The sequence below is a fragment of the Synechococcus sp. RC10A2 genome (assembly GCF_047502605.1).
This window is the reverse complement of record NZ_JANSHP010000063.1, coordinates 24,612-43,629: the sequence shown is the minus strand read 5'-3', so window position 1 is coordinate 43,629 and position 19,018 is coordinate 24,612. Positions and strand designations below refer to the sequence as shown.

General features: G+C 52.4%; 13 protein-coding genes, 1 tRNA gene and 1 other RNA gene. 9 read left to right on the top strand and 6 right to left on the bottom strand.

Annotated features, from left to right (window positions below; all coding sequences use genetic code 11):
* Positions 1-670 precede the first annotated feature (670 nt).
* From NW848_RS08040 to NW848_RS08030, 3 genes are all read right to left on the bottom strand, one after another.
* On the bottom strand, positions 671-1,366 hold the full coding sequence (locus NW848_RS08040) for a hypothetical protein (RefSeq protein WP_414402658.1): 696 nt from the start codon (positions 1,364-1,366) through the stop codon (positions 671-673).
* Between the two features lie 22 nt (positions 1,367-1,388).
* Entirely contained in the window at positions 1,389-2,408 is a 1,020-nt protein-coding gene (locus NW848_RS08035) for an endonuclease domain-containing protein (RefSeq protein WP_414508337.1), read from the bottom strand.
* 68 nt (positions 2,409-2,476) lie between these two features.
* Positions 2,477-2,548: transfer RNA gene (locus NW848_RS08030), tRNA-Lys, on the bottom strand.
* Between the two features lie 104 nt (positions 2,549-2,652).
* Between NW848_RS08030 and ssrA the strand changes: the two genes are divergently transcribed.
* The 5 genes from ssrA (at position 2,653) to NW848_RS08005 (ending at position 6,289) form a co-directional block, all read left to right on the top strand.
* Positions 2,653-3,048: a transfer-messenger RNA gene (gene ssrA, locus NW848_RS08025) on the top strand.
* A 162-nt stretch (positions 3,049-3,210) separates the two neighbouring features.
* Positions 3,211-3,729: a DUF4330 domain-containing protein gene (locus tag NW848_RS08020; protein ID WP_011429897.1), complete on the top strand. Its 519-nt coding sequence runs from the start codon at positions 3,211-3,213 to the stop codon at positions 3,727-3,729.
* Between the two features lie 15 nt (positions 3,730-3,744).
* Positions 3,745-4,776, top strand: a complete 1,032-nt coding sequence (lpxD, locus tag NW848_RS08015; RefSeq protein ID WP_414508335.1) for a UDP-3-O-(3-hydroxymyristoyl)glucosamine N-acyltransferase — start codon at positions 3,745-3,747, stop codon at positions 4,774-4,776.
* A 50-nt stretch (positions 4,777-4,826) separates the two neighbouring features.
* Complete coding sequence (locus tag NW848_RS08010; RefSeq protein ID WP_414508334.1) at positions 4,827-5,540, top strand: Uma2 family endonuclease; 714 nt, start codon at positions 4,827-4,829, stop codon at positions 5,538-5,540.
* Positions 5,541-5,563: 23 nt separating this feature from the next.
* Entirely contained in the window at positions 5,564-6,289 is a 726-nt protein-coding gene (locus NW848_RS08005; RefSeq protein ID WP_414508333.1) for a Uma2 family endonuclease, read from the top strand.
* Positions 6,290-6,355: 66 nt separating this feature from the next.
* Here the strand turns inward: NW848_RS08005 and NW848_RS08000 are convergent, their stop codons facing one another.
* Positions 6,356-9,049: a class I SAM-dependent methyltransferase gene (locus NW848_RS08000; RefSeq protein WP_414508332.1), complete on the bottom strand. Its 2,694-nt coding sequence runs from the start codon at positions 9,047-9,049 to the stop codon at positions 6,356-6,358.
* A gap of 36 nt (positions 9,050-9,085) precedes the next feature.
* A complete protein-coding gene (locus NW848_RS07995; protein ID WP_414508331.1) occupies positions 9,086-11,113 on the bottom strand; it encodes a glycosyltransferase in 2,028 nt (675 codons plus the stop codon).
* A 193-nt stretch (positions 11,114-11,306) separates the two neighbouring features.
* Between NW848_RS07995 and NW848_RS07990 the strand changes: the two genes are divergently transcribed.
* From NW848_RS07990 to NW848_RS07980, 3 genes are all read left to right on the top strand, one after another.
* Complete coding sequence (locus NW848_RS07990; RefSeq protein WP_414510871.1) at positions 11,307-11,480, top strand: hypothetical protein; 174 nt, start codon at positions 11,307-11,309, stop codon at positions 11,478-11,480.
* Between the two features lie 515 nt (positions 11,481-11,995).
* Entirely contained in the window at positions 11,996-12,823 is an 828-nt protein-coding gene (locus tag NW848_RS07985; protein WP_414510870.1) for a 2OG-Fe(II) oxygenase, read from the top strand.
* Between the two features lie 57 nt (positions 12,824-12,880).
* Positions 12,881-13,804 (top strand): glycosyltransferase family 2 protein, encoded by a 924-nt coding sequence (locus NW848_RS07980; protein ID WP_414343507.1) that lies wholly within the window; start codon positions 12,881-12,883, stop codon positions 13,802-13,804.
* Between the two features lie 659 nt (positions 13,805-14,463).
* Here NW848_RS07980 and NW848_RS07975 read toward each other — a convergent pair.
* Positions 14,464-15,036: a type IV pilin protein gene (locus NW848_RS07975; RefSeq protein WP_414508329.1), complete on the bottom strand. Its 573-nt coding sequence runs from the start codon at positions 15,034-15,036 to the stop codon at positions 14,464-14,466.
* A gap of 203 nt (positions 15,037-15,239) precedes the next feature.
* Between NW848_RS07975 and NW848_RS07970 the strand changes: the two genes are divergently transcribed.
* Positions 15,240-19,016, top strand: coding sequence for an FkbM family methyltransferase (locus NW848_RS07970; protein ID WP_414508328.1), 3,777 nt, complete (start codon positions 15,240-15,242; stop codon positions 19,014-19,016).
* The last annotated feature ends 2 nt before the right edge of the window (positions 19,017-19,018 follow it).

Genomic DNA, 19,018 nt, shown 5'->3' with positions numbered 1-19,018 from the left:
AATTGTCGGGCAACCTCTGATTCCACACCTAGGCCCTGTATCCAGCTAGTACCTATTGACGCCAGTAAAAAATCATTCGAATTAGCTAGAATGGCAGCTCGTACACAATCTTGGTACTTGATGGTGTGCTTGCGATCTTGAGTGAATAGCCATTGCAGAGTTTGTCTAATGACGTCGAGCAAAGATTCGTGGGAAAAACTGGCGATCTCCTTCGCCTGCTTGGGAGTAGAGAGAGCTCTCAGAAAGACCAGATCGAGAATTTTTTGGAGCTGGCTAGTGCCATCAGGCTCTTCCTGAAGCAGAGAGGTGAGGTAGCCCTGGATTACGGTTTCCCAAAAGTCTTTCACATCGGTCATGTCCACTAGGACAAACCCCACCCTTTTTTCAAAGCAGTGCTGTCTTAAGACCCTGAGAAGGTGGGTTTTGCCAGAGCCACCATTGCCAAGCACAGGGATTCCAAAGGGTGTCTCCATCTGGGGAGATTGGATTAACTTCTCCAGCCGGCTGAATAGCTTCTCCCTGACATCCCGGTTAAGCTCAGGAACGTCAAAATCCGGAGGTTGCCAGATTTTTCTAAGATGAACTGTCCAATCAAAATCAACCTCCTTGAGGGCTTCTAGAGCTTTTTGTTGGTTGATTGAGAAAGAGGTACTTTCCTTGGAAGTCATGGCTAGTTCCTAACACGAAGAACGTGCTTTTTGTAGCCGTACAGGTCAATAGCGGCGGCTTCGATTTCAGGAGTAATGGACAGAGGATCGTCCAGGTTCATCAGCACTATCTTGGCTTGGCGGTTCAAAGTCAGGAGCGCCTGATCCAATAGCCAGGAGGGAACATCGGGAAATCTTTTACGCAAGTCGGATAAGTAGACTAGGTAGTAGCGCCCTCCCATCTCCTCGCAGGTGCGAAAGACCTTCTCGAGGAAGTTAGGATCAACCTCCCCTTCGCTAACTTCCCAGGGCTGCGTTTGCCCAGTAGGAACAGGGGCTGCTCCACCGAGAGAGGGTCTGTTCGCGTCAGCGGGCCGTAGGCCTAGAATCCGCGCCAAGGGAACGTTCTCCCGCTGTGCGTAATCCACTAGGGTTGCCAACGCCTTTTGCAAAACAACTGCTGCCTCTGGCGACTTGGAGCGGGCGATGGCTGTTGGAGGTGTGGTAGAAGCCCAGTCCCAGGCCTTGTCAGTCAGCACAAGCCGGGTTATCCTCCTTCCCTTTTCGACTACAGTCTTGCATTCAATGAGGCCCTTTTCCTCCAACAGCTTGAGCTCTTTGGCCCTATGCTTTGGCTTCACTTGCGACTTGGTCGGTTCTTCCCCTGTTAGCAGGAGCTTCCAGAGCAAAATTTCGCTTTTGGGCAACAAATCGCTCATTTCCTCAACCTCCAGCCCTGCCTCAAAGCCGGCTCTGTTGCAATTGAACCACCTTGCGGATCATCTCCACCGCCCGCTCGCAGTCGGACATCACCAGCTCATTGGGAATCCGCAACACCAAGTAGCCGGAGATGAGCAACTCGTAGTCCCGCAGGCGATCCTGGTAGTAGTGGTTTGGCTCGCGGTGCTCTGGCCCATCCACTTCCACCACCACCTTACCCTCCCGCCAAAGCAGATCCGCTCGGAAAGCGCGTCCGTTAACACTCTGTACAGTTTGGTTGAATTCCAGCAAATTCTTTAACTGCGCATCTGCTGCCACCCGGTCGGCCAGCTTTCTCTCGGCGGGACTGAAGGGGTGAGGGGATCCCTTGCAACCCACCACCACCTGTACCGAGCTGTCGAACTCCTTTAGCCTCTCAGGAAGCGGCAGTCGAATGGCACCGTAGCTCACGGAGGCCAATTCGGGGTGATCAGTCAAAGCGCTCGGCACCACCAGCACCAGCCGTGCCTGACTGTTGTCGGCCAACCAGATAGCTGCCTTGGCCAAGCCGAGTAAGTAGCTGGGCGCCGGCTCTGTCTCATTGGTTGCCAAAGCCAAGGTCAGCTCGCGAGGGGCAATGGCCTTGGCCAGTTGCTGCACCTGGATCGCCCGCTGGATCCCTGGCACCACAGGCAGGCGTTGCTGCTGGCACAAGTGCATTGCTGCCCTAAGCCAGGTACTGGAAATGGCGGGATCCCGTTTTGCGGACAGCTCTCGGGCGCGGAGACGATTGAGAACCTGGGCCTCTGCCGTTCTGCCCGGCTCAAACTTTTCTCCATACCAATAGGGCCAGAGGGATAGGGCTACCCTCGCCAGCACCTGCAGACACTCATCGAGGATGGCATCCTGGGCAGGAATTCGGTGCCAAAGCTTGGAGACAAAGACCGTCTCTCGAGTTTCAGCCTCCTCCGCCAGGCTCGCTAGCGCCTCCTCCACGCACGGCGCCAGTAATAGCTTGACCTCCCCCTCTTTGCCTAGGTCTTGCCACGAAAGAACGGCCACCTCGCCTTTCCCACCTGCCTCCTGGAATCCTAGCCTAGGCCAGGCCGGGGGGAGAGGATATCGCAAGCTGGGTCGGCAGGGATTCGAACCCTGGGCCAATCGGTTAAAAGCCGAGTGCTCTACCGCTGAGCTACCGACCCAAGTTTGCAGCTCTGACAGAATAGCACAACTTCTGTCATATTAGCAGAAGGAAGCTCTAGCCAGATCCCCAAGGATTTTGCTATTCTAGGTTTAGCCAAACCCTGGGGCTGTAACGGTTTCGACGGGGTGGCGAACAAGGGTTCATGATGCAGGTCGGGATTGAGCTTATCCCGTTACCACCAGGCTCAACACAGTACGTGCGAACAACGTCGTACCTTTTGCTCGTAAAGCGGCCGCTCTGGCTGCCTAAGGCTCAGTAAGAGAAGTCTGAGCTCGAGGATCCTCCCACGACCCCGTTAAGTGGGCGGGTCACAACCCCAACGGGTGCAGCTCTCTTCTCCGGCTCCGTCGAGGGAGAGCCTAAGCTTAGGCGGAGAACTCCCATCGCCGGGATCTAAACGGCGATCCCTGCCTTGAGGGTTAGAGAGGCTAAGCCTGTGAAGGAGTGAACCCCCAGTACCCATCTCGGACACGGGTTCGACTCCCGTCAGCTCCATCTCCAGGTCAACCTGAGGTTATTGGCCCAGACCATCCTCGGTCAGGAGGGAGACGGGGCCTTTGAGTCCCTCTAGAGGTGAGTTCCTCAAGCGGCTTTACGGGCGGGGAAGCTGCCATGGCTGTGCCCTACAATCAGGGACAGTGGGTTGGAGAAAAGAGGGCCATGCGGCTCGTCGACCAACAGGGGCGTCTCCTGGGCAAAGTCAGTCTCCTGGATCTGGGGGCGCTGGCAATTGTGGTGGCGGCGATTGTGGCTGTCCTGTTTTTGCCAGGGCGGCAAGCGGGCAGCGTCGTCCAGGTGGGGGGTGGCCCTACCCTGCCGGTGGAAGTAGATATGATCGTGCGGGGGGTTAGCAGCCGATCCCTAGAACCTTTTCAAGCAGGTCAGAAGGCCGATTTGATCATCCGCAACCAACCCTACGGCCAGGTGGAGGTGGTGCGGGTGGAAAACGTCAGCCGCACTGTGCCGGTGGTTTTTCCCGATGGACGGGTTGAGAACTTGCCTGATCCAGAGCCCTACCGCTTTGATCTGGTGTTTACCTTGCGGGGACGGGGCCAGCAGACAGAAAATGGCATTGTCCTAGGCAACAACCGCGTCAAAGTCGGCGTTCCCCTGGAGCTCGAGACCTTTAGCTACAACTTGCGTGGAACCGTGATGGATGTGCGGCTGCTGCAATCGTAGAGGATCTCGAGCCTGATGCAGCTACAGGAGATCGCCCAAAAATTGGGATGCCCCTACGAGGGAGATCCCACCCTCGAGATCCACGGCGTAGCCAGCCTGGCGGAAGCTCGCCCAGGCGAGTTGAGCTTCCTCAGCGAAGACCGCTACCTGCCCCTCCTGGAGCAGACCCAAGCCAGCGCCGTCATTGTGGAGGAATCGCTGGTTCTGCCCCGCCCCATTGCTTGCTTGCGAGGGAAGGATCCCCGTCTGCTCTTTGCCCAGGCCATCGAGCTGTTTTACCAGCCCTATCGCTTGCCTGTTGGGATCCATCCCACCGCTGTGATTGATCCCAGCGTTGAGTTGGGAGAAGGTGTGGCCATTGGGCCGCATGTAGTGGTGATGGAAGGGGTGAAAATTGGCGACTACACCCAAATCCACCCCAACGTAACCATCTACCCCCACGTGCGGATTGGATCCCGCTGTCAGCTTTTCGCCAACTGCGTCATTCACGAGCGCACGGAGATTGGGGATGATTGCCTCATCCACAGCGGTGCTGTCATCGGCGACGACGGCTTTGGCCACATTCCTCTTCCCGACGGCTCCTGGCGGCGCATGCTGCAGGCAGGCCGGGTGGTGCTGGAAGACGGCGTAGAGGTGGGCAGCAACACCACCATCGACCGGGCCGCTGTTGGCGAGACCCGCATTGGCCGCGGCACCAAGATCGACAACCTAGTGCAGATTGGCCACGGCGTGAAGACGGGATCCCACTGCTTGATCGTGGCTCAGGTGGGCATTGCCGGCAGCACCCAATTGGGCCACCACGTCATCTTGGCTGGGCAATGCGGCCTGGCCGGGCACCTGCACATTGGCGATGGCGTACGCGTGGCCGCCCAGACAGGTGTAACCAGCGATATCCCCGCTGGTCAAACCGTGGCCGGCTACCCCCATCAGCCTATTGCCGAATGGCGCAAGAGCATGGCCGTCCAGCGGCACTTGCCTGAGCTGCAACGTACCTTGCGCAAGCTGGAAGCTCGTGTGGCCAAGCTGGAACAGAGCAGTGGGACATAGATGGGGATCCCTGCCGATGGCTAATTCACTTGCTTGCCCCCAACGCAAAGATGCTAGCCCAAGAGAAACTGCAGGAAATCACTCCCCTCACCCGCGAGCAACTGGCAGAGCTCATGCCTTCGGCCCAGGGGCTGCTCAGCGATGAGCCCGAAATGGAACACTCCCTGCATGCTCTGCAGCTTTTGATTCTGGTCAGCTGCCTCGCCCGCCTCTGGCAAGACCGCAACGACTACTTCCTCGCCTGGAACCTCACCGTCTACTACAGCCGAGAGCAACTCAAAAATAAAGACTTCCGCGGGCCAGATCTGTTTTTGGTCAAAGGGGTAGAAAACCGCCCCCGCCCTTCTTGGGTGGTGTGGGAAGAAGGTGGCAAATACCCGGACTTGATCATCGAGCTGCTTTCGGAATCGACTGCCAAAGTGGATCGGGGTGAGAAGCGGGAGCTTTACGAAAGGATTTTCAGGACACCGGAGTACTTTTACTATTCTCCGGAGACGCAGGAGTTTATGGGTTTGCGACTGAGGGGGGAGAAGTACGAGGAGATTGAGCCAACGGAGCAGGGCTGGCGCTGGAGCGAGATGCTGGAGCTGTATCTGGGGATCCATAACCAACAACTGCGCTACTTTTTCCCCAATGGGGAGCTGGTGCCTACTCCTGAAGAAGCTGAGAGAATCGAGCGCCAACGTGCTGAGCAAGAGCGACAGCGAGCAGAGCGCCTGGCCCAGAAGCTGCGGGAGCTGGGGGTGGATCCCGATACCTTGTAAGGGTAAAGAGAGGAGAACTGGCAATGACTAACCCGAACCCAATTACTGAGGTGCCGGATCCGATTTATCTAACCGAATGGCCCCCTACCCAAGACGAGCTCCCCTACGACGACGGCGTACCTATGGAAAGCTGGCGACATAAATGCCAGATGGACTTGCTCATCTCCGTCACCCAAACCTGGCTGCAGCAGCGCCCCGATGGCTTTGTCAGCGGCAACATGTTCCTCTACTACAGCTTGGAGCAGGCCCGCAGCCGCAATTTCCCAGGGCCCGACTATTTCGTGGTGCTGGGAGTGCCCAAGGGCGAGCGCAAAAGCTGGGTGATTTGGGAGCGGGGCAAAGGGCCGGACGTGGTGATTGAGCTTCTTTCTCCCAGCACTGCCCAGGAGGACAAGACAAGCAAAAAGCAACTTTATGAGCAGATTATCCGGGTGCCGGAGTACTTTTGGTTTGACCCGTTTGAGCCAGAGGACTGGGCGGGGTTTCGGCTAAGGGGCGGCCGCTATGAGCCAATTGAATTCGATGCAGAAGGTCGCCTGCCGAGCGAGGTTTTGGGACTGTACCTGGTGAAATGGAAGGGCAGGTTTCGGGACATCGAGACCACATGGATTCGGTGGGCCACTTCTTCTGGTGAACTAGTGCCCACCGAGGCTGAGCTGGAGCGGCAAAGGGCTGAGCAGGAACGGCAACGCGCCGAGCGCCTGGCCCAAAAGCTACGAGAACTAGGGGTGGATCCCGATGCCCTTTAAAAGTAGAGACCTTTCCCCCCAATTAGGTTGGGGATAAAGGGCAGGCAAAGGCAGAGAATGGGGCTCTCACTGGGCAATTAACAAAACGGGCAGCTTCTGCACAGCAGGCCGCAGTCCTTGAGGAAAACGCTCCCGCTTCAGCGGATAGCGATAGTTCATGTGCTGAATCAGCCTCTCCCACTGCCAGGCGTTTAAACCGGAGACCAGAGAACAGAATGGCTCCTCAGATATCTCGCGCCCCTCTTCCATCAACTTGAGAGTTACGTTCCCCGCCGCAATTTCCAGTGTCTCATTAGCTAGCTGTGGGCTTGGATCCCCTAGCAAAATAAGAGCATAATCTTTTGGATTGGGGCTAATCAGGATTTGCTGCAGTAGCTGCTCCAACTCTTGAATAAGTTGCTCTGTCTCCATCTCCCAGTAAGGGAAAAGAACGACGTTAAACTTGCTCAGGCGGATCCCGGCTTGGGGCAAAGTCACTGTTGAGCTATCTCTCACTATTGGCAGGTTCTCAGACAGGCTTACCCAGACCCCTGAGTAGTCAATGCTGTGTAACCGAAAGAAAGCCTGAATTTCTTGCTCAAAGTCGTGAACAGCGTCTCGGCATCCCTGCCAATGTCCATAGTCGTCAATTTGGATAAATCCTTGAGAGTTAACCTGACTGTAGAGATGATGAAAGATATCGACTGTGGACTGATACCAGTCTGCATCTGCATGTAGCAAAGCAATTTCGCCTACCTGGTCGCGGTAAGCTGGCAATGTGTCAGCAAACAATCCCTGCACAGGAACAATGAGATCCCAAACTCCTAGTTCCTTACTGATTACCTCCAAGTTCTCCGAGATAGGAGCACCCAAAGCTCCAGCTCCGTAGGGAGTATTATTGGCGAAAACTCCTCGATAATCTCGGTCTACTTCTGTTGGCTGAGGCATCCCGGCGAAAGTGTCAAAAGCGTAAACTTTCCGCGGTCGGCGGCTGTAGTTTTTGATCACCCAAGCCAGCAATGTAGAGCTGCCTCCTTTGTAAACACCACACTCAACAAAGTTTCCAGGGATGTCCTCTTGGCAGACTCGCTTGGCCAAAAGGTAGAGATTCCAAAGACGCTCAAAGCCCAGCAAGGTAAAAGCCTTAACCTTTTCCAAGACTCTCGATAGCTCGAGGTTGCATACCGGGTACTCCTTCAAATGCTCTGGCAGAGTCCAATCCATATTGGGATCCGGAATATGCTCCACAGGCTGGACGTTGCCTCGCCAAGCCACGCCCATAATCTGCATGGTTTGGTAGATCATCGTGTTCCAGCCTCGATCCCTTAGGTAGTTTAAGCCCTCAGCTACATCTGGTGAGGCAAGGTCGTGAAAGAGAACTAGTGCATCTTCAGCAGCGTAACGCTCTGCCACCTGAGCATCGCGAAGAGGAGCTGGCGCGTCATGATTTCCATCGATGTAGATCAAAGACCAGCGGCGGTCATTTTCCTGAGCAATCTCTTCTACTTTCTCTGGACTGTAGCCGGGATATAGGTTGACATTGGAGCGAACTCCCGCTGAGCGAAGAGACTGATCCACACTTTCATAAATTTGAGGATTAGTTAAAGCAGGATCCACCACATCAAGAACAACTCCTCCTGCAGCAAGGTGAGCAGTTGACCAGCCTAGCCAACACCCAATCTCTAAAGCAGGTTTTCCTTGAAACTTAAGCGCAGTATTGTACAAGATGTGTGCTTCATCTCGGCTAACAAAACCAATAGTTGGCTGACGTAAGTCTGTGTGCCAAAGATGGGGAACCTCTTTCCGCAAGTAGGGCCAGGGGTGACAGTTGGGATCCACTGCAGTCATTAAAGGGAAGCTATAGTCAAGATGTATTCTCCTCTGGTAAGGCGATACATAATCGTATCTTTTGATCGGTAGAGAGTTCTTGTCTGGATATCGCAAGCTAGCTTCAACCTTGAAACCTTCAGTCGTAAGTACAATATGAGTTAGCCTTGTCTTAACATCAGCCGTAAGATGTATAACTCCTATTGGATCATGAGGTGGAAAAGGATCTACCCAGAGCTTCCTTTGAGGATCCCACAAAGGTAGCTGGTAGTGAGCTAACCAGTTGCAACTCAATGGCAGAAGCTCAACTCTATCCAGACCTAAATCTTTATAGATAGAAACATTTAAAGCGAACTGATCTGTCCATAAATCAAGGTGTCTGGACATAGCTTGCTCTATCCTTCTTGCCCATGTTGACCAGTGAATAGACTGTCTAGCCCCGGAGAATACACCAGCGTTCAACAAAGGCTCTATTTCTAGGCGATTAAACTCGGTGTGATGGAAATATTTGTGGTAGTGCCAAGTTATCCAGGTTTGCATCCAGAATCTGTTGACATGCTTAGCTACTAACTCGGGAACTATTGAAAACCCTTTTCTTCTTGCTCCTAGAGTGAGCAGTTCAATTGCAAACCAATCTTGGAGCCAAGCGTCTGCATCAATCCAAATATAAACCTCATAGCCCGGAAAATACTTAGGTAGAAATGGTCTAGATACCAGAGCTTTAAGATAACTGGGTTGGCTACTACTATTTGGAACGTTATAATTCCAACTTGGCTCAACGATATGGTCAACGTACTGACTTATCCACTGCAACTGCTCTGGCGTGCAGCCTGTATCGAGGAATCCAATGTCCAGATAGTATCCCTGCGGCTTCTCTCGGATAGAGAGGATAGTCCCTTGGACTAATTCAAAAAACTTGCTGTCAGCACTCGTAACGATGATAGTTGAGTTCATGACTTTCGCATCTCCTCTCTTTTCAAGATTCTACTTCTAAGCTCTGCGCAGATAGCAGAGGGATCCTTTTTGACCAGCTATGATCTCCCCCTGCCAGATCATGTGAGAGGGATCCAACATCTGGTCAATCTGCTTGCGGTCTTGCTCCGAGCAAAACTCCACATAGATGACCTTGATGTCTTTGAGCCATGGCTCCAAACTGGCCAACACCTCCACCTCCTGCCCACCTGTTGCCACCCGGAGCACATCGATGCGCTCTAGACCTAGATCCCGTAGGGCTGTCCTGGCTTCCCGGAAAACCAGCACCCGCTCCACTCCCCACTCTGTCTGAGAGTCTTCCGGCCACAGACGACGAGTCTTGGAGCTATTCTGCCCCGCTAGGCCCACTGGATGCACATGGCAGTTGCCCAAACTAAGAGCATTCTGCTGCAGCAGGTGCAAAGCCAAGGGATCCGCCTCAAAACAGTGAATAACTGCATCCGGGCAAAATCCGCGAAAACAGACACTGGCAAGTCCTATGCCAGATCCAACGTCAATGACAGTCTTCACTTCGGAAATATCGGAAATAAATGAAGGAAAGTTAAGATAAGTCGCCCCATAAAAAAACGTCTCCTCGTAGAGGCGTATCACACACATAAACTGATTTATGGTAAAACGCTGCAGCCGCGTTTCCATCACCCGACTTGCCTCGGTAAAGAGAAGCTGATGATCTTCTCCCAAGACGAAGGCAAAGTTGGCCTTCACAGGTTGCCCCAGCCTCTGCAGGTCTTCAACCATGCACACAGCTGCATCAAACACAGGCCAGCTTGCTGGCTCCCCTGTTAGCTCGTGCACCCGCTCGGCCACACCCCGCTGCTGCAGCAAAGCACAGGGATCCGCAAAGCCCCCTTCCACATACAGCTCCAGCCGCGGCAAGTCCAGCAAGTCAGCAGCAATCACCCCAGGGCAGTTCCGGCTGAGAAACACCTTCAGCCGCTCTTGCACCCGATGCAGCTCCTGAATCGGCTCGTAAATCCCCAGGCGACTGTCCAGCAGCTCGGCGCTGGAGGTGCTGACAAAATGGCGCACCTCGGAACGGGGCGAGTAGCAAAAGGGCTCCGGCAGCTCTCCGCCAAATACCCAGTCCAGCAGATTCTGGATGCGGTGGCGGGGGTGCCACTGTTCATCGAAGGCGTGGTAGGCGCGGCGGGCAATTTCGATGGCCTCTTGCGGATGGTCGAGGTAGTAGCGAACCTTTTCCAAAAGTTCCCCTTCCGAGTCGTAGGTGTCGCAGTAAACTCCTGGTACCAGCAGCTCGTCGAAGCCGGAGGCAAAAGAAAGACGGTCTGTCAGCAAAAAGCCGCCTACCGAAATCACTTCCAAATTCCGAAGATTCAGATCTCCATTTTGGCTACAGTTAAACGAAATCAGCGAGCTGGCAAAGCGGTCGGCTGCTTCTATGCGATTGGCAGTTTTGATAAGGATAGGGAAATCAGCTTCCTTCAAAGCCTGAACAAGGCGAGAGCGTCTGGGGTGTCGAGAACCTTGCTGGCCAATGAAGACGATTTGGTTTTCTCTCACTTCTACCCACTCGTGGGCAATAGGGCGCATGGATATAAGGGGCAACCAGGCCAGGTTTTCCGCACCCGCTGTGGCAAACCAGTGCAGGTGCTGGCGGTTGTAGGCAGTGGCCACATAATCAAAGCCTTCGGTAGCCCAGTAGGCTAGCAGGTGATTGACGGGAAACTTCCAATGATGGGTATCACCCGCCAGTAAAACAGTTGGGCAGCCAAACTTCTTACTGTTTAAGGGAGTACTCTGGTCAAAGCTAGAAGTCCAAATGATTACTAGATCAAACTCCTTATCAGGAATCTTCTCAGAGTTGCCGACAAAGTCAAACAGGTCATAGTCTCCTTCGGGGCATTCCACCAAGTCTTCGGGGAGGTTGGCAAAGCCAAGGCCAAAACCTTTAGCTCTTGGACAAAGAGTAACCTGCTGGTCTGAAAGCAGAGGGGGCGGGATGTAGTCTGGCGGAGCTGGCCAGTTGAGAAGAACGCGCGGAGCTGTGGTCTTGGTATCCTTCATTTTTTAACCCTCTGCCTGGGCAGTCAGCTCTGGCAACCTCCGTAGGAGCTTAGCAGTCTTAGGTTATGAAACGGTTATAAGACCAACTCTACTCCTCCGGGATCCGTCAAAACCCTTGTTTAGCCTGCCCCTGCAGCTTTCTAGGCCTTGATCGGTAGCCAGCAATCTCAGCTTGCCCTGGAAGTCAGGCCAAATGAGAAGGGATCCTTTGACCCTATATCTAGAACAGGCCGTAGGCAGCCCTGCCGTTGATAGTCGGATCCCGCCTACCTTCCTAGCTGCCGAGGTTGAGCAGGAGCAACGGCGAGCGGAGCGCCTGGCCCAAAAGCTGCGGGAACTAGGGGTGGCTCCGGGTACATTAAGCTAGAGAGAACACCAGGGATCCCTTCCATGCAGTGCCAAAACCTTCAAGGAGATTTTGCCTCGGAACTGGAGCAAGTCCAGAGTCTTGCTCAGCTATTGGATTGGGCTCTGGAGTGCCTGCCTGAGCAGCAGATCTTCTGTCAAATTGGCTGGGAAGACTCAGGGGCCGTGCTAGAAGCAATGCTTCGCCATCCTGGAAAATTGACGATGATTCTACGGGATCCGCTCCAGAATCCGTCCAAAAAATTGGCCAGCACGGAGGATCTCCAAGCGCAAATTGTTCGGCTAGGACTGGAAGGACGGGTTCTACTGCTAGAAGGATCGATCCCTGCTCTTTTGGCAGATTTGGGGGAAGGGTTTCCCGATACCCAGATTGGCGTTTGCTTCTGGGCTGAGCTTGTGGACTATCGTACCCATTTGCTCCAGTCCCTGCTACTGCGGGATTATCTGGCTGAGCCGGCTCTGTACTTGGTCGATCACTGCCGCTACGGATCCCTTGCCCAATCGACCTTAGACTTGATGGGTGTGGATCCCGCTTTTCACCTGCAGAAAGCTTTTCCCAATCTCAGCCAAGGGATCCATCTCTTGAGGTGGGATCCTCAAAACAGAGCCCTAACCGAGCAAGATTTGGCTTATATTCGAGAACTAGGCCCAGGCTTGTTGCTGAATGCCAACCCGGTATCCCTGACCTTTTCGCAGCCGGATCCACGAGAGCCGACACGATTTTATCCGTGCAAGTACGTTAAGCTGGATAATTTCCTGCCTGCTGAGATCAACCAAGCTATCCTTCAGCATGCCATCGCCCATCAAGATAAGTTTATCCCTTCCAGAAGCTACAGCCCAAGCAACACTGAAGCTGAGTCTCTCAAGTTTCGCCGCTCTTTGCGTCTAGATTATGCGTACTTTCAAGAGTATGGATCCCTGTTGAGGGAAAAAATTGCAGCAGTGGCTCCCACAATCTTTGCTGAACTTGGAATTGAAAACTTTGATATCCAGATCTTTGAGATGGAGATGATCGCCAGCTATGATGGCTGCTATTTCGCTCCCCACACTGATAATTCTTATCCCCAAACTGCCTTTCGCCAGGTAAGTTGTGTGTACTACTTCCACAAGGAGCCCAAGCTCTACCGAGGAGGCGAGCTGCGCATCTATGACACGCAGAGGCAAAAGCCGCATCCACCAATCCTGTATGGAACCTACGACGAAGTGATCCCGACCAACAACAGCATTGTCTTCTTCTCCAGCAGTTGTCTACACGAGATCCTGCCGGTGTTCGGCCCCAGCCAAGCCTTTGCCGACAGCCGCTTTACCATCAACACTTGGTTAGGAACCAAGCGACTTGCCTAAAGGCTCGAATTCAACATGGCCAGAGTCTGTATTGCTACTACGGTTCGGGATCCAGGGGTGTGCTTGGAGTCGTTCATTCGCTATCACCTTGCTCTCGGAATCGCCCATATCTATATCTTCTTTGACGATCCGGAGGATCTCGCTGTTCAGGTAGCACTTAAGTTTTCCAATGTAACGGCTATTCCCAACGATGAAGCTTTGCAAGTCCAACAAGCACTGGGAAATGTTCTCTACCCAAAGTATGGCCCTCATGCTGGCTATGAGGTCATGGCTCGCCAGATTCTTAATGTAGAAACCGCCATACAACTCGCTCTTGAGCAAGGTATGGATTGGATTATTCATATTGATGGGGATGAGCTCTTCTATCTCGGCGAGGCGCTTACTTTAGACTGGTTTGACCAACTAGATAACGATATACTGCAAGTTCACTTCTTAAACTACGAGGCAGCTCCTGAAGCGTTTGAGATCGAAGACTACTTCCGCGAGGTCACTTTATTTAAGAAAAACCCTGCTATTTTGGATCCCGGATTCTATGCTGAGTTTCAGAGCATCTCCGGTAAGAGCCAATACTTTTTGGCTTATCAAAATGGAAAGTCAGCAGCTCGGATCCATCTCACTCTTTTGCCCAATAGCGTACACAGCTTTGATATTCCAGAAGATCATACCTTAGTAACATCATCCCCTTCTATTTTGCACTACTTAAACTGCGGATTTCAGAACTACTACAAAAAATACGCCCAACTGGGAAACTTTCCTGACTATTGGTGGCGCTCAAAATCTAATCCCATTCGAGTTCCCTTTCATCTGCTCTCAAGAGATGCCTACTGCTTAGGAAATACAAACGAGCTGGTAGACATTTATCAAAAGTTTATACTTTATGACGATTTCACAATCAACCAAAACCTCACAGAGAAGGGGATCCTCACTCGCATTCACTATCCTTCACAGTTGCTAGCGACTGTATCCACTCTGTCCAGTTGACCTATGGCTTAATCTACTCGTCCTGAGTGCAAAAATGCTGGCCCAAGAGAAAGTCCAAGAAAAGATCTCTTCCCTCACCAGCGAGCAACTAGCAGAGATCATGCTCTCTGCACAGGGGCTGCTCAGCAATGAACTCGAAGCGAGTAGCAATCCTTGCCCAAAGACTGCGAAACTGGGGGTGGATCCGGGTACATTAGAACGAGTAGTTTTGGGCACTAGGAATGAACTTCTCAACCTTGACTAGGTGAGAAGTCAAGCGGTCAGTAATGATACTTTCTACGATGGTCACACTTCCAAAAGAAATCCCTCTGCCTATGCCGGCTTTATGCGTCTCCAGGCTTCTTGATAGCTGTAGTATTTGAGAGCGTTTCTGTTGATCAGTTTAAGGTTTGGTTGATCGACCTCCATCCCTGAACTTCCCAAAGCAGTTTAAAGTTTCCCCTTAATCCGCCCACATCCTGGGTCGAGGTTGTCTGGAGAGGCAATAACTCAAGCCCGCCAACCGCTAGATCATCTTGCGTCAAAACTACAGAGCTGGGAATCTCTCCCGACATCATAGAACACTAAAAAAGCTCCCCGGTATGGGGAGCCAAATAGATGACCAAGTCATATAAAGTTAGCCAAGCAGGCCGCAGAAGCGATCTGCAACAAGGTATTGACTAGTCAGCGTCAAACACGTTGCAGGAGCGACCCACAAAGTATGGACTTTTCTGCTGAACTTCGGTGGCTTGATCCCCAAGACCAATCTCACACTTAATAGGTTTGTTGCCAAGGTTGACGTAGGCAGGCCCTTTACCAGTGTCAGCCTCCGTTGTGATCCTCACACCCGTCTGGCTTCCAGGTTTGTCCGTAAACACAGGCTCTTTGTAGATAGGGGTAATTGCAACCCACGGGTCATTCAGGAACTTGTCACCCTTTACCCCGCAGTAGTCAGGTTTAGCCCTGTCAGTGCTATTGCATTGTTCGGGGTCGATGTTTTTCCAGTCAGGGTAGACACTCGTGTCAAGGCGGTAAGCCTCGGAAGCACGGGAGACAGCCGTCAAGGCTGTTTGACCCTCAGCAGCGCGTGAACGACGGACTTGGTTCAAGAACTGCGGAATAGCGATCGCAGACAGCACGCCCACGATCACAATCACCACCAACAGCTCGATCAGAGTAAAGCCCTTGGCTTTGGAGAGAATTTGCTGAGCCAGTTTGGCCCGAAACAGAGACTGACGAGACTTCGCACTCATGGTACTCGATCCTTTGACAACCTAGAGAGTTAACCGTGCAGGTTACCTGCCGCTATTAACTTACCCCGCTGGCGGGCAGTTCATAACAGTCCCCTCCCACGGAGTGCAATTGCGGATCTCTGCTAGGGGCAGCCCAAAAACCGGTGGTCTAGCTGAGCTGGCTGCAGCGGGGCAAACTAGGACTAGTGATCTCCTTCCCACCCATGAACCCTACACTGCAAGCCCAGATCCTGGAAGCTAGGCAACTGCTTCAGCAGGCTCCCAATGCCTTTGCAGAGTGGCTGGTGGCTTTCTACCGAGAGCAAGACGCAAAGGGTTGGCGGGAGTTTTTGCGGGGCTTCTGTGACCTCCCCTCATCTTCATTGGCTGATGAGTCGGCTTCTCCCTCTGAGCCAGAGGCAATCACCCTATCGGCGCTGGAGCAGGCCCTGGTTGCCAACCGGCTGAACCTTGCCTACCAGCTCTACACACCTTTGGTAGAAGCAGGAATCCTGCCGGCGGAGAAGGTAGTAGAGGTGTTGCTATCCTTGGCAGAAAGCCTGGAAAAAAGCTCCACTGAAGATTCGCAGCAACAACGTTTCCAGGTTTGCCTGAAGCTGCGCGAGCTGGCTTTTGAGCTGGATCCATTCCGGCGGGATAACACCCAAGTTTTGCTGATGCGGGCTCTGCAAGCTCAAGACGAGCTGGCCGTAGGCTTTTACGGGCAGGCTTTGCTAGAGAGCCTGGCCAGTCTGGAAGACGACGAGACCTTGGACATCACCCAAGAGCCACTCCTGACCCAGTTGCTCACCCGACTCTGGGATGACGGCTACTTGGATTTGTTTTTTGAGCTGGCCACAGCCTTACAAGCTCATCTGCCGGGGAGTCAAAAATCAGGATTTGCTGCTTTGCTAGCCCAACTGGCTCATGCGGCAGATCCCGAGCAGGCGGGGCGCTATGAAGGTTTGTGGACGATAGAGAACCTGGTCGACGACTTCTTCCAAAAAGTAGCTTTTGCTCTTTTCGAGCACTCTACCAGCGATGGCTATTCCACCTTGGGGGAAGCTCTTCTCACAGCAGCCGAGAGCCCCCAGGTGCAAGAGAACTTTACCCTACGCCTAGCTCTTCTAGCAGAATCTTTAGGAAAGCTGATCTACGCCGCCCGATCCGAACGTGTAAACTTTGCTATCCAGAAGATCATGGATCTTCTTTCATCGACATTGATTGACTTGAATTCTCTAGAAGTAAGTGACGAAAATCTTCCTGAGAGCTTGACTGCGGCTAAGGTTGTTCTCTTCCGGGTTTGCGTTTGTTGGGGCTACCTAACTGATGATCGATCCCTAATTCGTTATTACCAGCAGCTTGCCGGTAGGATCTTTAGTGATTGTCTAAGCCTAATGGCTTCCCAGCGAGATTTTCTCTGGTCAGAGTATTGGCAGAAGAACCAGAAAGCCTATCAAAGAGCTAACCCAAGCAGTCGCAAACTGCGAGTCGGCTTTCTTGGCAAATGCTTCCAACGACACTCAGTAGGCTTTCTCAGCGAAGCCATTTTGCGAAACTTATCTCGTGAACTGTTAGATGTTGCTTACTACTGCTACCAAGGCCGAGAGAATGAAGAAGTGGCTAGCTATGACAACATGTATCAAAAGTTTCGCTCACATCAAAACCTTTACTTCCGCTTCTTTACTGAAGAAGTTAAACCTCCCCAGGTGGCTGCAAAAGCTCGTGAGGATCGCATCGATATTATGGTTTTCATGGACTCCATTACCAGTCAGGATGCCAACGTTATAGCGGCTTTGCGAACTGCCCCTATACAGATTGGTTGGCTGGGAGGAGATGCTGTTGGTCTGCCGGAGTTTGATTACTTCTTTGCCGACCCCTATATTCTTCCCGGAGATGCTCAGGCCGATTACCATGAGAAAATTATCCGTTTGCCTAGCTACTGCGCTGTCGAGCATCTGGACGTTATCCCTGCCGATGAGATAAACTTCGAAACCGAGCTTAGAATAAGCACGCGAGACGTCGTCTTTCTTACTGCGGCCAGCTCCTATAAGCGCACTGACGATTCTATCAATGCTCACTTGCAAATTCTAAAGGCTGTTCCCAATGGAGTCCTCATTGTCAAAGGCGCAGGGGAAATTGCTACGATTATCAGACACTATCAAGAAAGAGCTAAAGAATTAGGTGTTTTAGATCGCGTCCGGTTCCTGGCTAGAACCAGAAGAGCAGAAGAGCATCGCGGCCAACTGGCTCTGGTGGATCTGGTTTTAGATACCTTCCCCTACACAGGCGCAACCCACACTATGGAAGCTCTCTACATGGGCGTGCCAGTTCTCACCTTGGTAGGTCGCCATTACTACGGCCGCATGAGCTACAGTCTGCTCAAAAATATTGGTCTTGAAGACTGCATTACTTGGTCGGTAGAAGAGTTTATCCAGCGCGGGATCCAACTGGGTAATGATCCAGAGTGGATTAATCGGATCAAAAGGCAAATTAAGGATTCTCGCCGTTGGTCAGTAATTTGGGATCCAAGAGAACATGCTCGCAGCATGGAAGCTGCCTTCTTCCACATTCTAGAAGGTAAATCCCACGAAACTTATACGTTTCACCCCAACGACTTGTACTCAACTCCAGATGAATGGAACCAAGCTGGGATCGAGCTCATTCGATCCCTAAGTGCTGATGCTTCAGTCTCAACACGTCAATCTGCTTGGGAAGAGGCACTATCCCTGTGGCGAAGAAGTTTGGCTAAGGATCCCCGCCATGTTCCCTGCTGGCTAAATCGAATACATGCTCTACTGGTACTGGGCGATCGTCCTCGCGCCTTTGAAGATGCCTACGCTCTCCTGGAGTTTTTGTGCACCGAAGCGCAGGATCTACAACCTTCCCGGTTGACAGATGTTCCCATTTGGGTTCAAAGCAAAGGTTTTGCAAAACACACTTACCTATACTATCTAGCCAAGTGGATGGCCACCCACATTGGGGTTGTATATAGCCCCGAAGCCATGAGATTTTGGAACCTGACTTATTCTATAAACCCAGATGATATCCAAGCTGCCTTGGCAGTAGGAGTTGAGCTCCTCTCGCAGAGAAAGATAGAAGGGCTGATACCTATTAACCGTGTACTTACTCTTGACCCAGATCATCAACTAGCAAGTCTGGCCAAACAAATTGCGATGTGGGAAGTTGTGCCCCAAGTGCGTACAGCTTCTCTGCCTGGCCAACCGGAGCTCTATCTCGACTACGAAGGTTGTAGACTTTCACTGGAACCTTCCTTCTCAAGTATCGTGACCCGCGTCTTGCTGACTCAAGGGGAGTGGTTTGAGGAAGAAATGGATTTCTGCCGTCACTTCCTCAAGGCAGGCATGAATGTTATCGATGTGGGAGCTAACGTTGGGGTGTACACTTTCCTTGCTGCCCGCCGAGTTGGCCCTACAGGCAGTGTGATCGCAGTTGAGCCGACAACTTCCTGTATTCAACACCTGCAAAAGACAATCAGTGCTAGCTCCCTAGAAAATGTTGTTTCCCCTGTCGAGTCTGCCGCTGGAGACCATGAGGGCACCGTGCAGTTTCAGGAAGAAAGGGCTACCGTATTTAACTCCATCAGTGATCCAGGGCCGGTGCCAGAACAGAAATCGAGAGATGAGAAAGTAGTGAATCTTACCACTTTGGATTCTATCTGGCGCTCGAAGGGAAAGCCGCAAATCGATCTCATCAAGATCGATGCAGAAGGTGCCGAAGAGCAGGTCATATCCGGCGCGCTAGAATTGCTCGCTGCCACCCAGTCTATTGTTATCTTTGAGAATATAAGCGGTTCTAAAGTTACGGGATCCGCTACCGCGAAGGTATTGGAGCCGTTGGGATATGGGTTTTACACCTACAACCGTTTCCTGAATAAACTCACCAAGGTCAAGCCGCAGCAATATCCCGTTTCTGCCCTAAATATCATCGCAATCCACCCCTCAAACTTGGAAAAAGTTGCAGATATGATATCGGCTTAGAC

What these genes read in the sequence shown, in the direction of transcription:
- NW848_RS07990 (WP_414510871.1), top strand. Translation starts at nt 11,307, where the DNA reads ATGAGAAGGGATCCTTTGACCCTATATCTAGAACAGGCCGTAGGCAGC.
- NW848_RS07985 (WP_414510870.1), top strand. Translation starts at nt 11,996, where the DNA reads ATGGGTGTGGATCCCGCTTTTCACCTGCAGAAAGCTTTTCCCAATCTC.
- NW848_RS07975 (WP_414508329.1), bottom strand. Translation starts at nt 15,036, where the DNA reads ATGAGTGCGAAGTCTCGTCAGTCTCTGTTTCGGGCCAAACTGGCTCAG.
- NW848_RS07970 (WP_414508328.1), top strand. Translation starts at nt 15,240, where the DNA reads ATGAACCCTACACTGCAAGCCCAGATCCTGGAAGCTAGGCAACTGCTT.
- NW848_RS07995 (WP_414508331.1), bottom strand. Translation starts at nt 11,113, where the DNA reads ATGAAGGATACCAAGACCACAGCTCCGCGCGTTCTTCTCAACTGGCCA.
- NW848_RS08000 (WP_414508332.1), bottom strand. Translation starts at nt 9,049, where the DNA reads ATGAACTCAACTATCATCGTTACGAGTGCTGACAGCAAGTTTTTTGAA.
- lpxD (WP_414508335.1), top strand. Translation starts at nt 3,745, where the DNA reads ATGCAGCTACAGGAGATCGCCCAAAAATTGGGATGCCCCTACGAGGGA.
- NW848_RS08020 (WP_011429897.1), top strand. Translation starts at nt 3,211, where the DNA reads ATGCGGCTCGTCGACCAACAGGGGCGTCTCCTGGGCAAAGTCAGTCTC.
- NW848_RS08040 (WP_414402658.1), bottom strand. Translation starts at nt 1,366, where the DNA reads ATGAGCGATTTGTTGCCCAAAAGCGAAATTTTGCTCTGGAAGCTCCTG.
- NW848_RS08005 (WP_414508333.1), top strand. Translation starts at nt 5,564, where the DNA reads ATGACTAACCCGAACCCAATTACTGAGGTGCCGGATCCGATTTATCTA.
- NW848_RS08010 (WP_414508334.1), top strand. Translation starts at nt 4,827, where the DNA reads ATGCTAGCCCAAGAGAAACTGCAGGAAATCACTCCCCTCACCCGCGAG.